General features: G+C 70.3%; 9 protein-coding genes. 5 read left to right on the forward strand and 4 right to left on the reverse strand.

Annotation, left to right across the window (positions count from 1 at the left end):
- The first annotated feature begins 78 nt into the window (after positions 1-78).
- From ACIOJD_RS03440 to ACIOJD_RS03450, 3 genes are all read left to right on the forward strand, one after another.
- The gene (locus ACIOJD_RS03440; RefSeq protein WP_401907977.1) at positions 79-6,429 is read left to right on the forward strand and encodes an SDR family oxidoreductase; all 6,351 of its coding nucleotides are present in this window, start codon (positions 79-81) and stop codon (positions 6,427-6,429) included.
- 19 nt (positions 6,430-6,448) lie between these two features.
- On the forward strand, positions 6,449-8,881 hold the full coding sequence (locus ACIOJD_RS03445) for a KR domain-containing protein (RefSeq protein ID WP_401907978.1): 2,433 nt from the start codon (positions 6,449-6,451) through the stop codon (positions 8,879-8,881).
- Between the two features lie 69 nt (positions 8,882-8,950).
- Complete coding sequence (locus ACIOJD_RS03450) at positions 8,951-9,370, forward strand: ester cyclase (protein WP_401907979.1); 420 nt, start codon at positions 8,951-8,953, stop codon at positions 9,368-9,370.
- Positions 9,371-9,470: 100 nt separating this feature from the next.
- On the opposite strand, the gene ACIOJD_RS03455 is transcribed toward ACIOJD_RS03450, so the two are convergent.
- The gene (locus ACIOJD_RS03455) at positions 9,471-9,950 is read right to left on the reverse strand and encodes a nuclear transport factor 2 family protein (protein ID WP_401907980.1); all 480 of its coding nucleotides are present in this window, start codon (positions 9,948-9,950) and stop codon (positions 9,471-9,473) included.
- A gap of 135 nt (positions 9,951-10,085) precedes the next feature.
- Here ACIOJD_RS03455 and ACIOJD_RS03460 point away from each other — a divergent pair, with 135 nt between their 5' ends.
- Together ACIOJD_RS03460 and ACIOJD_RS03465 are read left to right on the forward strand one after the other, a co-directional pair.
- Positions 10,086-11,072: an SDR family NAD(P)-dependent oxidoreductase gene (locus ACIOJD_RS03460; RefSeq protein ID WP_401907981.1), complete on the forward strand. Its 987-nt coding sequence runs from the start codon at positions 10,086-10,088 to the stop codon at positions 11,070-11,072.
- Complete coding sequence (locus tag ACIOJD_RS03465) at positions 11,069-12,589, forward strand: cytochrome P450 (RefSeq protein ID WP_401907982.1); 1,521 nt, start codon at positions 11,069-11,071, stop codon at positions 12,587-12,589. The genes ACIOJD_RS03460 and ACIOJD_RS03465 overlap by 4 nt, the downstream gene beginning before the upstream one ends.
- Positions 12,590-12,694: 105 nt before the next feature.
- On the opposite strand, the gene ACIOJD_RS03470 is transcribed toward ACIOJD_RS03465, so the two are convergent.
- The 3 genes from ACIOJD_RS03470 to ACIOJD_RS03480 all read right to left on the reverse strand — a co-directional run bounded on the left by ACIOJD_RS03470 (position 12,695) and on the right by ACIOJD_RS03480 (position 14,815).
- Positions 12,695-12,949 carry a Txe/YoeB family addiction module toxin gene (locus ACIOJD_RS03470; RefSeq protein WP_401907983.1) on the reverse strand — a complete coding sequence of 85 codons (255 nt, stop codon included), beginning with the start codon at positions 12,947-12,949 and terminating at the stop codon, positions 12,695-12,697.
- Positions 12,946-13,227, reverse strand: coding sequence for a type II toxin-antitoxin system Phd/YefM family antitoxin (locus ACIOJD_RS03475; RefSeq protein ID WP_401907984.1), 282 nt, complete (start codon positions 13,225-13,227; stop codon positions 12,946-12,948). Before ACIOJD_RS03475 ends, ACIOJD_RS03470 begins: the two co-directional genes overlap by 4 nt.
- 148 nt (positions 13,228-13,375) lie before the next feature.
- Positions 13,376-14,815, reverse strand: a complete 1,440-nt coding sequence (locus ACIOJD_RS03480; RefSeq protein ID WP_401907985.1) for an ATP-binding protein — start codon at positions 14,813-14,815, stop codon at positions 13,376-13,378.
- Positions 14,816-15,014: the final 199 nt, after the last annotated feature.

Here is a 15,014-nt window from a genome sequence, read left to right on the forward strand (position 1 = left end):
TCCTCTCGGCGTCCCCTCTTCCTCCCGGCGTCCCCTCGCTCTCTCTCGCTCTCTCGGCTCCAGAAGGGCACGTGTTCCATGAAAGACCTCACAGGCAAGGTGGCCCTGGTCACCGGCGGATCGAAAGGGATAGGCAAGGCCATCGCGCGTGAACTCGCCGCGCGCGGCGCCTCGATCGTCCTCAACTACTTCCACTCCCACGACCAGGCCAAGGCGACCCGCGACGAGCTGACCGCCGAGGGCCACCGGGTCGACCTGGTCCGTGGATCAGTGGCCAGGCAGGAACAGGTCGACCGGATCTTCGCGGAGACGGACCGGCTGCACGGCCGGCTCGACATCCTCGTCAACAGCGCCGCCGACGGCGCGCTGTTGCCGCTGGACGAGATCACCGACGAGCACCTCGACAAGGCCGTCGAGGTCAACTACAAGGGCGGGCTGCGCTGCGCACGCGCCGCCGCACCGCTGATGGCCAGGGGCGGTGGCGGTTCGATCGTCACGGTCTCCGCCCTCGGCGGCTCCCAGATGGTGATGGCCAACTACCTGGCGTGCGCGCCGGCGAAGGCGGCGGCCGAGGCCGCGGCCCGGTACCTGGCCGTGGAGCTGGCGCCGCTCGGCATCCGGGTCAACACGGCGTCCGCCGCCATGCTGAGCAGCGAGGTGGCGGACAAGTTCCCCGACGCGGCCCGGATGCAGGACGTCATCGCGCGGGCCACCCCTTGGGGGCGGCTCGGCACACCGGAGGAGTTCGCCAACGTGGTGGCCTTCCTCGCCTCCGACGAGGCTGCCTGGATCACCGGCCAGGTCATCCTGGCCGACGGTGGCCTCACGCTCGGCGCCGCCCTGCTCTCGCCTCCCGCCCCGGCTGATCCTCCCGCCCCAGCTGATCCTCCCGCCCCGGAGAATCAGCCGGCCGCCGTACCGGAACCCGACTCGGTGGGGCGCGTCGAAGCCGTGGCCGAGGCGCCCGTAGCTGCGGCCGCAGCACCCGTGGCGGCGGAAGTACTCGAAGCGCCCATGGCACCCGTGGCGGCCGAAGCGCCCGCCACCGAGGCGGAGTTCGGGGACGACTCGATCGCCGTCGTCGGCATGGGCCTCGCCGTCGCCGGAGCGAACAGCCCGGAGGAATTCTGGAAGCTCGGCATGACGGGGGACGAACTGTTCGTCCCGGTCCCCGAAGACCGCTGGCAGCACAAGAGCTTCCACTCGGCGGACACGGCCGCCGAGGACAAGGCGTACGCCGAGAACTGCGTGTTCATCACCGGCTTCCAGCCCGCCGACGGCGCCCTCGACGGCATGGAGGGGGACCCCGACGACCAGGAGTTCACCACCCAGTGGCTCCGCCACAGCCTGGTCCAGGCGCTCGACGGGGTCCACCGCGGCGAGAACGACAGGTGCTCCTTCGTCGTCGGTTACACCCCGGACGGCAGCCAGCACCTGGAGGAGGCCGGAGTCCTGGACAGCGCGACCAGGATGACGCACGACATCGTCGACGACCTGGCGATGCCCGACGACGAGCGCGCGCAACTGCGCGCGGGCATCGACGAGTCGCTGACCCGCCGCTACCGGCGCGGCAGCCGCGACCCGTCCCGGTTCCTGCCGCACCGGGTCGGCGAACTGGCCATGGAGGGCATCCTGCCGTCGTCCACCGAGCTCCACATGGTCGACACCGCGTGCTCCTCGTCGCTCTACGCCGTCGACATCGCGGCCAAGGGTCTGCTGATGGGCAAGCAGGACATCGCGGTGTGCGGCGGCGCCTTCGCCCTGGCGCCGCGCGGCACCGTGCTCTTCTCCAAGCTTCAGGGACTGTCCAAGAGCGGCAGGGTGCACGCCCTGGACGAGGCGGCCGACGGGGTGATCTTCGCCGACGGCGCGGCCCTGGTCGTACTCAAGCGGCTGAGCAAGGCCCAGGAGGACGGCGACCAGGTCCTCGGCGTACTGCGGGCGTTCGGTTCCTCCTCGGACGGCAAGGGCAAGGCGATCTACGCGCCGAACTCGGCCGGCCAGGGCCTCGCCGTGCGGCGCGCGCTGGAGAACGGCGACGTGAACGGCGACGAGGTGGACTGGATCAACGCGCACGCGACCGGCACCCCAGCCGGTGACCTCGCGGAGTTCTCCACCCTGCGGGAGCACTTCGGCACGGCCCGGCCGACCTCGGTCACCTCCAACAAGTCCCTGATCGGGCACACCGGCTGGGCGGCCGGAGTCGTCTCGCTCATCGAGAACCTGAAGGGTCTGGAAAAGCGGACCATTCCCGGCCAGTACCGCTTCACCAACCCCCGCGAGGACTTCCGCCTCGCCGACACCCAGCTGGACATCCCGTCCGAGGCGGCACGGTGGTCCGGGCGCGGTGACCGGCCCCGGCTCGCCGCCGTGTCCGGGTTCGGCTTCGGCGGGACCAACGCGCACCTGATCGTCGCCGAGAACCAGCCGCACGTGGCGGCGCCCGCCGCAGCGGCCCGCACCGGAACCGCCCACACCGGAACCGCCCTCGCCGATACGGCTCACACCGGCACGGCCGGCACCGATACGGCCCCCGCCGGGACCATCCCGGCCACCAAGAAGCCGGACCCCGACAGCCGGGTGGCCATCGTCGGATGGTCGTCGCACCTGCCCGGCCTGGCGGACCGCGAGGAGGTGTCGGACTGGCTGGCCGGCGGGAAGCCCCCGCTGGACACCTTCGGCGCCGCGTACCCGTCGCCGCCGTTCAACGAGGTCCGGCTGCCTCCCAAGACCATCAGGGCTCTGGACCGGTGCCAGCTGATGATCCTCCAGTGCGCCCACCGGCTCCGCGACCAGATGCCCGAGTTCTGGGGCAGGCAGGCCGACAAGACCGGTGTCTTCGTCGGGCACATGGGCCCGACCCGGGCCGCCATGCTGTACGCGAACCGCTGCTACCTCGACGACATCGGGCAGGCCCTCGCCGACTCACCGCTGGCCGGGGATCCGGCCGCCGCTCGGGTGCTGGAGCGGCTGCGCGAGCAGGTCAGGGCGATGATCCCGGAATCCGACGAGGACGCCTTCCCCGGCCAGATGCCCAACATCATCTCCGCCCGGGTGGCGAACTACTTCGACCTGCACGGCCCGAACATGACGATGGACTCCGGCTTCGCCTCCGCCCTGTCGTCGATCACCTCGGCCGGCCGCTACCTGCGCACCGGCGAGCTGGACTTCGCGCTGGCCGGCGGCATCAACGGCAACAGCCTCCCGGAGTACCGTTCCCTCATCGGCGACCTGCTCCCGGAGCAGGAGCGGGAACTCGCCGAGGGCGCCTTCCTGTTCGCCCTCGCCACCGAGGAGCGGGCGAAGCGCGAGGGCCTGCCGATCCTGGCGTACGTGGACGAGCCGCTCGGCGCCGCCGCGCAGGCCAGCGGCGTACCCGAGCAGGATTCCGTACGGTGCGCGGCGCCCGAGCACGCCCGTTATCTGGGCGCCGCGGGGGGACTTGCCGTACTGAAGGCCCTGCACGGGCCCGCCGGCACGGTGGAGGTCTCCTGCGACCAGACCGGCGGCGCACCGGGCGCCCGGCTCCGGCTGACCGTGCCCGGCCCCGCCGAGCCCACCCCGGAGCGGGGCGGCTCACGCGGCGCCGACGTCACCGGCACCCTGCCGGAGCGCTTCGTGTCGGCCACGCACACCGGGGAGGGCGTCCCGCTGCGGGTGCGGCGCCAGATCCCGGTACTCGAGGCCACCCCGCCCCAGCTGGCGCGGGAGCCGATTCCGTTCCTGCCGGACGGCGCCCTCGTCGTCACCGACGCCCCCGGCGCGCTGGCCGAGGCGGCAGGCCCCGACGCGGCGCTGACCGTACTGTCCACCACCCCGCTCGCGGTGCCCCGCCCCGGCTGGCACCACCTGCCCGAGGTCACCCCCGACGCCGTCGGCAGGGTCCTGGCAGGCTCCGGGCGGCCGGTCACGCACCTGCGCGTGCTGGCCGACCTGGGGCGCTCGACACCCGCCGGGCAGTCGCTCACCGAGGGTTCCTCACCTCTTCTCGCCCTGCACGACGCGGCCTACCTGGCTGTCCAGCACGCGTACGACGGGCTGTCCACCGCCGAGTCCACCCTCGTCATGCTGTTCCTCGACGCGGTGCCCGGCGGCTCCCCGCACCCCTTCTCCGGGCTGTTCACCGGTCTGCTCAAGACGGCCGGCCGGGAACTCACCGACAGCACCAGCTTCGCGCTGCTCACCTCGGCCACCGAAGTGGGCGACGCGGTGCGGCTGGTGGAGGAGGAGAGCCGGGCGTACCGGGACTTCCCCGTCGTCGTCGACGACGGCGGGGTGCGCCGCACCCACCGGCTGAACGACGAGCCGATCGACCTGGACGCCTCCGCCCCGGCAGTCCTGGACCGGGACTCCGTGGTCGTCGTCGCCGGCGGCGCCCGGGGCATCACCGCCGAGGTGCTCAAGGCGGTCGCCGCCGAATTCGGCCCCCGCATCCACGTGTTCGGCAGCAACGACCTGGACGGCTACCCGCCGTCGGTCTTCGCCGGCAGCAACGAGGAGTTCGCGGCGGGGCGGGCGGCCCACATCTCCGCCGAACTCGCCAAGGCCAAGAGCAAGAGCAAGGGCGCAGCCAAGGGAAAGGGCAAGGCGAAAGGCAAGGGCACGGGCACCGGCACCGGCACCGGCACCGGCACCGGCACCGGCACCGGCAAGCGTCCTTCGGTGGCGGACCTCAACAAGTCCTTCGACCGGATGCTCAACGCCCGCGACGCCCGGCACAACCTCGACGCGATGACGGAGCACAGCGGCGCGGGCCGGGTGAGCTACGTGCGGTGCGACATGCGCGACGGCGCCCAGGTGGAGAAGGCCATCGGTGAGGTGCTCCGGGAACACGGGCGGATCGACCTGCTGGTCAACGCCGCCGGGCTACAGCGCTCGGCGCTCATCAGGGACAAGGACTTCGCGGAGTTCACCTCCATCCGTGACCTGAAGGTCGAGTCGTACCTCAACCTCAAGTACGCGCTGCGCGACGCCCCGCCCCGTATGTGGTGCAACTTCGGTTCGCTGCTCGGGTACTTCGGGCAGCTCGGCGAGTCCGACTACGCCTCGGCCAACGACTTCCTGGGCAGCGCGGCCACCTATGCGGCGGCCACCTCGGAACTCGACGAGTTCACCATCGGGTGGACCCTGTGGGCCGGTGTCGGCATGGGCGCCAACGAGCTGACGAAGGCGTACTACGAACGGGCCGGCTCCTACAGCAGCATGGCCGTCCCCGAAGGCGTGCACCACTTCGTACAGGAACTGCACGCGCCCGTCCGACGGCCTTCCCTCGTGCACCTGGGGGACGCCGAACGCGCCACCGTGGAGGAGTTCTACCCCGGCTACCTCACGGGCGGACCCGCCGACGGTACGGACGCCGTCGCGCCGCGGCCGACGGCGCCCGGTTTCTTCCTGCGCCGTGTCGTCGAGTCGACGGCCGCGTCCGCCGTGTTCGAGTGCCGCTTCGACCTGGACACCGACGGCTACCTGGAGCACCACACCGTGCGCGGCGAGCCGACCCTGCCGGGGACGTTCGTCACCGAAATGGCCGCGGAGGCCGCCCGGTACCTGGCGCCCGACCAGCATGTCGTCGCCTTCGAGGACCTGCGGTTCGAGCACTTCCTGCGCGTCTACCGCGACCTGCCGACCACCCCGAAGCGGCTGCACGCGCGGATCGCCGCGTCGTCCGGCGGCACGACGGCCGTCGAGGTGCGGATCACCGGGGACGTGGTGTCACCGGCCGGCGTCGTACTCGTCAAGGACCGGGTGCACTTCACGGCCCGGGTCCTGCTCGCCGACACCTTCCCCGCCGCCCCGCGGTGGGAGGCGTGGGACACGGCGGACGACACCCCGGTACCCGACCCGTACCACCAGTCCGGCTCACCGGTACGGCTGACCGGGCCGTTCGCGTCCACCACCGACACCCGTGTCCACCCCAACGGCAAGCGGGGCCGCTACGCCCCGTCGCTCCCCGCCGACGACCCGACGTGGCAGAGGTTCACCGTCCCGAGCATCCTGCTGGACGGCCTGGCCAGGGTCGGCGTGCTGGACCTCGTCGACGGTCATCTGATCCCCGTCGCCGCGCCGCTGTCGATCCGCCGCATCGACCTGTACGAGGAGACGAACGACCTGACCCTGTCCGGGGGCGGGTCCGGGGCCGGCGGGTCGGGGTCCGGGGCCGGCGGGTCGGGGTCCGGGGCCGGCGGGGACATCGAGCTGTACGCCACCCCGCCCGGCTTCGACCTGGCCACCGACCGGGTCGACAACCGGTTCATCGCCACCCGGCCCGACGGCCGGATGCTCCTGCAGATGAAGGACATGCGGGCGACGCTGATCGGCTACGTCGACGCCCGGACCGGCGAAGCCGTCTCTGCCGACCGAGAGAGCGTCTCTGCCGACCGAGAAGCCGTCGCGGCCGACCGAGAAAGCGTCGTGGCCACCCGTGGCTGACGAGGAAGGAGAACGCGGCATGACGTCCGTACAGGAAAAGCCGCCGGGGCCGGTGTCCGCAGACGCCGGCGGCGACGCCCCGGTGCAGCCGGTGAGCCGGATGGAATGGCAGCTCACCGCCCTGCCACCGGCCTCCGCCGACCCCGCGCGCCTCGTCGGAATGCGGGTCCTCCTCCTCGGCGGCGACCAGGAGACCGCCGCGGCTGTGGAGCGCGAACTGACCGGGCACGGAGCCCTGGTACGCCGCCACCCGGCGGTCCCCGGGCCCGGGGACGACGGCGCCGTGGACGCGATCGTCGACCTCACCGTGGGCAGCCCGGCGCCCGGCACGACCGTGTCCGGCACCGGTGACCCGGGTGAGGTCTGGCGCGAGCCGCTGCTGGAAACGGTCGCCACGCTGCGCGAGCACTACGCCGACTGGTCCGCCGAGACGTCGGCGCGGCGCCTGTACTACCTGGCCGTGACCTATCTCGGCGGCGGCATGGGGCACCACCCGCGGGACGACCTGGCGCAACCGTTCGGCGGCATCTGGGCGGGGCTGGCGAAGACACTGCACCGCGAGCTGCCGAACTGCAACGCACGCGTCGTCGACACGAGCCTGACCGCCGCCGGCGACCTGCCGGGCATCGTCGCCGCCGAACTGGGCAGGCCCGGCGAGCTGGAGGTCGGTCACCGCGACGGGCAGCGGCTGACCCTCACCCCGGTCGCCCGGCCCGCCGGCGAACCGGCCGTCCCGCTCGGCCCCGACGACTGTGTGCTGATCTCGGGCGGCGGCCGGGGCATCGGCTGGGAACTGGCCCGCTCCCTCGCCGCCACCTACGGCCCGAGGGTCGTGGTGACGGGCCGGGAGGACTTCCCCACCGGCGACGAACCGTGGTTCGGCGTCGGGGAGAGCGAACTCAAGGCGTACGAACAGCAGTTGTGGTCCCGGCTTCGGCAGGGGGCCACCGTCGCCGAGATCCGGCGCGACATCGCCCGCGTCCGCCGCCGGTGGGAACTCGCCACCAACATCTCCGAGGCCAGGTCGCGCGGGCTGCGCGTCGACTACGCCCGGTGCGACTTCACCGACCTGGAGCAGGTGCGCTCCTTGCTGGCACGTGAGGGCGCCGCGCTGACCGGGGTCGTGCACAACGCGGGGGTGGACACCGCGGCGAGGCTGCCCAAGAAGACCGACGAGGAGATCCTGCGGACCGTCCGTACCAAGATCGGGGGCTTCCTCAATCTCTTCGGCGAACTGCGGGAGCACCGGCTCAAGTTCTTCTGCGGCGTCGGCTCCCTCACCGGCCGGCTCGGCGGGATGGTCGGCCAGCTCGAATACGCCGCGGCCAACGAGGGACTGGCCCGGCTCGGCCGGTGGGCGGGCCGCCGTGCGGACTTCCCCGTGATGACGCTGGCCTGGCCGACCTGGGACCGTATCGGCCTCATCTCCAACTTCTCGGCGACGCTGCGCTACATGGCGGCCGTCGATGTCACCGACGGCCTCGCCAAGTGGCAGGCCGAGCTGCGCGCCGGTTCCGAGGGGGAGGTCACCTTCGTGGGGCCGCTGGGCAGGGCGATGAGTCCCGGCCAGGCCACCGACTACCCCGTCGTGCCCGACCTGCCCGGGTTCACCGGCACCTACCCGCGGATCTTCCACCTCGGGGAGGTGACCACGTACCAGCCGCACGTCCGCATGGTGTCGCGGGTGACGTTCGACCGTGACAGGGCGCCGGTCCTGGGCGACTTCCTGCTGGACGGCGCCGCGGCCGTTCCCGTGAGCATGCTGCTGGAGAGCGCGGTGCGCGGCGCGGAGTGGATTGTTCCCGAGGACTTCCCGGCGCTGCGGGCCGGCTGCCTGGAGGAGGTCGTCGTACCGCTGGACCTGCTGCGGCTCGACGCCGACGGCCCGACCGTGTGGGAGCGGGAGGTACGCGGTGCCCACGAGGGGGACACGTGGGTGGTCGAGGTGCGCTTCCGGCGGGTGTCGGACGGCGGGGACGGGCCGGAGGCCGGCCTGCGGGTGGTCCACGAGCCGGGCGGCGCTCGCTCCCCCGCCCTGCCCCGGCCCGATGTGAGGCGGACGACCACCTGGCGCTCCGGACGGCCGCTGCTGAGCTGGCGCTCGTCGGTGGTGCCCGCCGCCGTCTGGTCCGAGGGCCCGGACGGCCGCCGGTCGGCCGTGGTGCGGCCGTGCGTTCCCAACGACCTGTGGGCGACGCTCCACGCACCGCGTACCGCGCTTTCCTTCTCCGCACTGGAGAACGTGGTCCGGGCGTGCGCCAGGCAGAGCGAGGGAATTTCGGTCGCTGACGACCCGCTGGTCCTCGGACGTATCGCACTCCATTCCGAGGAGCGCGGAGATTCTCTTATCGAGGGGGATCCGGCCCTCGGGGTGTGGAAAGTGAAGAATGCCGAATCGGGGGCTCCCGTCATGACCGTCACGGGCCTCCGCGGGCCGACCGGAAACAGTTGACCACTACCCTTTCCCAATTACTCGCCACTCACCCCTGTTCCGCAGAGCAAGAATACGAGGAAGGTAAAGATGTCGAATCTGCTGGAGAACAAGGCCGTACTGGAGCGCTACTACGAGGAGTGCCTCAACAAGGGAAACCTCGATGTGATCTACGAGGGCGCCGGCAACGACCACATCAGCCATGGAACGGCCCCGAACGGCAAGGAGGGCGTCGAGCACCTCAAGGAGTGGGTGCGCCTCCAGCGCGCGTCCTTCCCCGACCTCCACGTGACCGTCGACGACTGGATCCTGGAGGACGAGAAGGTCGTCAGCCGGTTCACCGCACGCGGCACCCACACCGGGGAGCCGTACGAGGGCGCGCCGGCCATCGGCCGGGAGTTCGTTGTCAGCGGCATCGTGATCGACGCGTTCGACGGCGGGAAGATCGTGGAGAGCTGGTTCTCGCTGGACGGGCTCGAACTCGCCAAGCAGTTGGGCGCCTTGGGATGAAGGCGCCGGCCCCGGCACCTGGTGGTGCCGGGGCCGGCCGCGCTTCCCGGGCCTCTCGGCCCTCGGGATCCGGCGCTCTTCAGCTCCGGTCCGGCGCTCTTCAGCTCTGCTTGACGGAGCGTGCGTACGCGTCGGTGATGGGCTCGGCGTGTGCCTCCGGGTTGCCGGAGGCGGCGATGATGTCCAGTACCCGCTGGAGGACGACGGTGTCCTCCAGGGTGTGGATCTCGGTGATCCTTCCCCACTTCAGATACATGAACTGGGTCATGATGTTGTCGTAGCGCGTGCCGTCGGGCAGCGGCCCGCCGATACGCACCCGGGTCGCCACCTTGGTCAGCCAAGGGCCGCCGGAAATGATGATTTCCAGCGGCTCGAAACGGGCGTCGGGAATCAGCCTGAAGGCCCGCTGCCACCACAGGCTCATCGCTTCGACGGTATGCCGTTCGCCGGAGAGCGCATGGTCCCCGTAGAACACGTAGGTGAACTCCGGCGCCAGCGTGTCCACCATGGACTGCCAGTTTCCGGCGTTGATGTCAGCAAAAGCCTTACGGAGCTTGGCGGCAACGATTCGATGGTACATAAACTACCTCTCCCGAGCGTGCGAGCCGATTATTGTCACAGCCCCTTGAATGGTTTTCTGCTTACGCCTCAATTGATACCACGGCCCTCCGTACAGGAATACCCCGACGATCGGGACAGAGAATAGGAGAGTGGGATGACGACACCCCTGCCCGTGCTCATCACCGGCTGTTCCTCCGGGATCGGCCGCGCCTGCGCACTGCGGATGCACCGGGCCGGTCTGACCGTGTACGCCACGGCACGCAGGCCGGAAACGCTTACCCGCCTGGAGGCCGAAGGAATCCGGACGCTGCGCCTGGACGTCACCGACGAGGCGAGCATGCGTGAGGTCGTCGACCTCGTCGAGGCCGAGCACGGCTCGGTAGGCGCCCTGGTCAACAGCGCCGGGTACGCCATGTCGGGTGTCGTGGAAGAGGCCGGACCGGACGACATGCGGCGGCAGTTCGAAACCAATGTGTTCGGGCTGGCCCGGCTCAGCCAGCTGGTGCTGCCGGCCATGCGGGCCGCGCGGCACGGAACCATCGTCAACATCTCGTCGATCTTCGGCCGTTACGCGGTTCCCGGCGGGGGTTTCTACCAGGCGTCCAAGCACGCGGTCGAGGCGTTGAGCGACGCCCTGCGGCTGGAGGTGGCCGATTTCGGTGTCCGGGTCGTCCTGATCGAGCCGGGCCCGGTGCGTACGACCGACTTCGGCGCCACCTACGTGGCGAACCTCAAGCCCGTGAGCAAGGACTACGACGACTTCCGGCGGCGCACGGCCGAATACTTCGACGCCATCTACACGGGCAGCCGCCGCACCCTGGCCGGCACGTTCGCCATCCAGTCCGACGACGTGGCCCGGGTGGTGGAGCGGGCGGTCCGCAGCGCCCGCCCGAGCGCCCGCTACCCCGTCGGGTTCCTCGCCCGCAGCACCCTCGCCCTGCGACGGCTGGCCCCCGATGTCGTCTTCGACAACCTCTTCGTACGGCGCGTGTTCCCGGTGCCCCGCGACGAGGCCCGCGGGCAAGCCCCGGCCGCCGGAGCCCGCCCGGCCACCGACACCCGCGGGGCCACCCCGATCGACGACGCCCACCGGGCAGAGCCGCTGTGCTCGCAGCCCCGCCACGAAGGAGACCGCCGATGAACGCCACCACAGCCCCCGCGCCCACCCCCCGTGACGCCGCTCGGGCTCCCGGCCCCAAGGGAGTCCCGGTGCTGGGCAGCCTCGGCCCCTGGCGCCGCAACACCGCCGAGTTCCTGCTGGGCCTGCAACGCGACCACGGCGAGACCGTACGCATGCGGCTCGGCCCGATGACGGTCCACCAGATCACCGGCCCCGAGGCGGTGCAGCAGGTTCTGGTGAAGAACCACGGCAACTACGTGCGCGGCCCGCTGTACGAGCAGTTCAGCGTCGTCATGGGCAAGGGGCTGCTCACCTCGGACGGCGACTTCTGGCGCGGGCACCGCCGGGCGGTCCAGCCCGCGTTCCAGAAGAACGCCATCCGCGACATCGTCCCCAACATCGTCACCGCCACGAACGAGATGCTCGACGAGTGGGAGGCCAAGGCCGCGCGCGACGAACCCGTGGACCTGATGACCGAAATGCTCAAGCTCACCCTGATCACGCTCAGCCGCTCACTGTTCGCCTACGACATCAAGCCCTCGTCGCGGGTGCTCAAACACATCGTCGACGACGTGGTCGAGGTGATGTTCCGGCGCGGTACGCCGGCCGAGATGCTGCCGTCCTGGCTGCCGACCGACCGCAAGCACAAGATCGCCCGGATCCACCGGGTCTTCGACAAGATCGTGGCCGACGTCCGGCAGAACTACGCACGCACCGGCGAGGGTTCGCTGATATCGCTGATGGAACAGGCCGAGAACCCCGTCACCGGTGAGCCCTGGACCGATCAGGAACTGCGCGACGAGCTGCTGACCATCTACCTGGCGGGACACGAGACGACCGCGGTGTCGCTGTGCTGGACCCTGCTGTCGATCGCCAACCATCCGCCCGTACAGGAGGAGTTGGACGCGGAGATCGGCCAGGTCCTGGGCGGCGGGCTGCCGGACACGCGGAACACCGACGCGCTGACGTACACCAGGATGGTGGTGGACGAGAGCCTGCGGATGCACCCGCCCATCTGGATCTTCCCGCGCGCCGCCGTCGGCCCGGACACTCTGGGCGGTTACGACATCGAAGCGGGCTCATCGATCCTGCTGTCCCCGCTCGTCTCCCACCACAACCCGCGCCACTGGGACAACCCGCTGGCCTTCGACCCGTACCGCTTCACCCCGAAGGCCGTGAAGGAGCGCCCGCGCATGGCCTACTTCCCGTTCGGCGCGGGACCGCGGCAGTGCATCGGCAACACCATGGCACTGCTCGAACTGCGGACCATCGTGACGATGATCAACCAACGCTTCAAACTGAGCATGATCCCGGGCCACGCACTGCGGTACGGCTCGCCGGTGATCTCGCTGCGCCCCCTGGAGGACGTCATGGTGCACCTGACGTCACGCGACCGCCCGGCAGCCGGGAGCCGCACCACGGCCCCGATCACGCACGACACCGCGGCCGCCGACGATGCCTTCACCTCTGAGGCCGCGCCCTCAGCTCCCGCAGAAGGATGTCCTGCTCACCGTCGCCCGGGTTCCGAAACACGGTGACGTCGCCGCTACGCGGAGGGTGGCGGCCTCGTTTTCGAGGCCGCCACGGCGGACACCGGCGAAGGGCCAACGCCCGGCCGTGACGGCGGGTCACCGGCTCCTGGGTCAGTAGTGATAGCGGGCAGCGAGGATGACGATCCCCTGGTCCGTGACCAGATAGACGAGACGGTGCTCATCATCGATCCGTCGCGACCAAGCCCCCGGCAGGTGATACTTCAGCGGCTCGGGCTTACCGATCCCCGAGAACGGGTCACGCCTGACGTCCTCGATGAGCTTGTTGATCCGGGCGGGCATCTTGCGGTCGTTCTTGAGCCAGGACGTGTAGTCCTCCCAGCCCTGATCCTCGAAGACAAGCCTCACGCAGTACCCGCACCAGCGTCCGCGGAGTCCGGATCGATCAGCTCGCGCTCCGACACATTGATGTTGGCCAGGGCGTTCTCGTACGCCTTGAGCAGCCGACGGGCGTTCGCCGGCGAGCGCAGCAGATACGAGCCCTCGCGCAGCGCCGCGTAGTCCTCGGCCGAGACGAGCACGGCGTTCCCGTGCTTCGAGACGATCTCGATGGCCTCGTGATCGTCGTTGACCTTCTTGATCAGCGGAAAGAGAGCCTTGCGGGCTTCGCTCGCAGTGATGGACATGGGCCGGCTCCCTACCTCAAGTGGTACCGAATAAGGTACCACTCAAGGCTTCCCTCAGGCGGCCGACGATCCCGTGCCGGGACCGCGCGGGGATGACCTTGCTCATCCCGAACGGCCACGAGAAGGGAGGCACATCGCCACTCTCCGGTTACCGGGGCTGCCACGCCCGTACGAGATCCTCCGGCCCCCAGTGCGCGGTCAGGGGCAGATCATCGGCCACCCCACAGCGCGAGACCGCGACCAGAGGAGTATCAGCGGCGGCGCCGGGGACGGCGAGCATGTCACGTACCAAGGCGTCGTATTCATGACGGCCGAAGGGCTGGGTCTCCAGCCACTTGACCGACCCGACGAAGTGCACCTGCCGGGCCACCGGCTCGCGATCCGCGCCGATGAGGTCGATCTCGGGGTTGTTCCGGCGGTTCCACCAACCGCCGACGGCTTCTGTCCCGGGCCACTCGTCATCGGGCATCAGTCGCAGGAGGGACTCGCGGATCAGCGGCTCGACCGCTCGCCCACGCCAAGTGGTCCATGACCGCTCGATGCGTTCCAGTGCCACGTCACCGCGGCCACGCTCGATGAGTGGGATCGCTCGCGCCAGGAAGGCCAGCCAGAACCGCAGATACGGGTCGGCGATCCGGTAGCGCTTGTTCTTGCTGTCCGGCTTGACGGACAGGGGGATGTCCGCGGCAAGGACTCGCTTGGCCTGCAACATCGCCAACAGCGGAGAGAGCGTGCCGGAGGGCAGCGCGCCGGCGCCGCCGGCCTGGGCCGCGATAGCGGTGAACGTACGCTCACCGCTGCCGACCGCTTCCAGAACGGCCCGCGAGTGCGAAGCCTCAGGGAATTCGCCCAACAGGGACAGCTCACCGGCCACCAGCAGGGGCGAGAGAGGACTGGCGACCGATGCCCGCAAAAAGTCCGTACGCCCCATTCCCGGCCGCCATGACTGCACGATCTCGGGGAACCCACCAGTGATCAGCTGGGCGTCGACGGCCCCTGCGGCGTCGAGGTCGGTCATGGCTTGCACATCGGCCAGGTTCAGCGGGTGAACGGTCATTTTCGCCGCCCGCCCGAAGAACGGACGTCCGTAGGACTGCAGTGCCTCCATCACGGATGCATCGCTGCCGACCAGCAGCAGAAGCACAGGCTTGGAAGACAGGTGACGGTCCCAGACCGTCTGGAGTGCGCCCTCGAATTCCCGATCCTGCTCGACGAGCCAGGGCACCTCGTCGATCACCGCGATGCTGGGTGAGTCATCGGGTACCGCGAGCGCCAGCGAGCGCAAGGCCTGGTTCCAGTCCTGCGCCTGAAGGCCGGAGACCAACTCCGCCCCTGGCAGTAGCGACTGCGCGAGGGTCGCGGCAAAATCGGCGCGCTCCGTCACAGGGTTACGCCCCCGGGTGGCCTGGAACACCACGTACGGCGCTTCGGAGCGGTCACAGAACTCCTGGACGAGCCGCGACTTCCCCACACGGCGCCGCCCGGTCACGACCACAGCGCGCCCCCGGGCGGCTCCGGCACCCTCTGCCACGGTCCGGTACTGCTCGGCCAGCAGCTCAAGATCTCCGGCCCGACCTTGGAACTCCATGACACACTCCCGACAGTGACGTAGATAGATTATTACGTAGATTGAATCTTACTTCACTGGTACCGCCTGGAGGATGCCCACAAGGCGGGTACAGGAGGGCGTCCCCGGACGCTCCTGGTGTGAGCCGGACTCGGCGGCCCCGAACGTCTTACGGAGTGGTGACGTGCCGGGCGGGTCACGGTGTCACGCGGGCACCCGG

This window comes from Streptomyces sp. NPDC088116, assembly GCF_044741745.1.
In the GTDB taxonomy this organism is placed as follows: Bacteria; Actinomycetota; Actinomycetes; order Streptomycetales; family Streptomycetaceae; genus Streptomyces.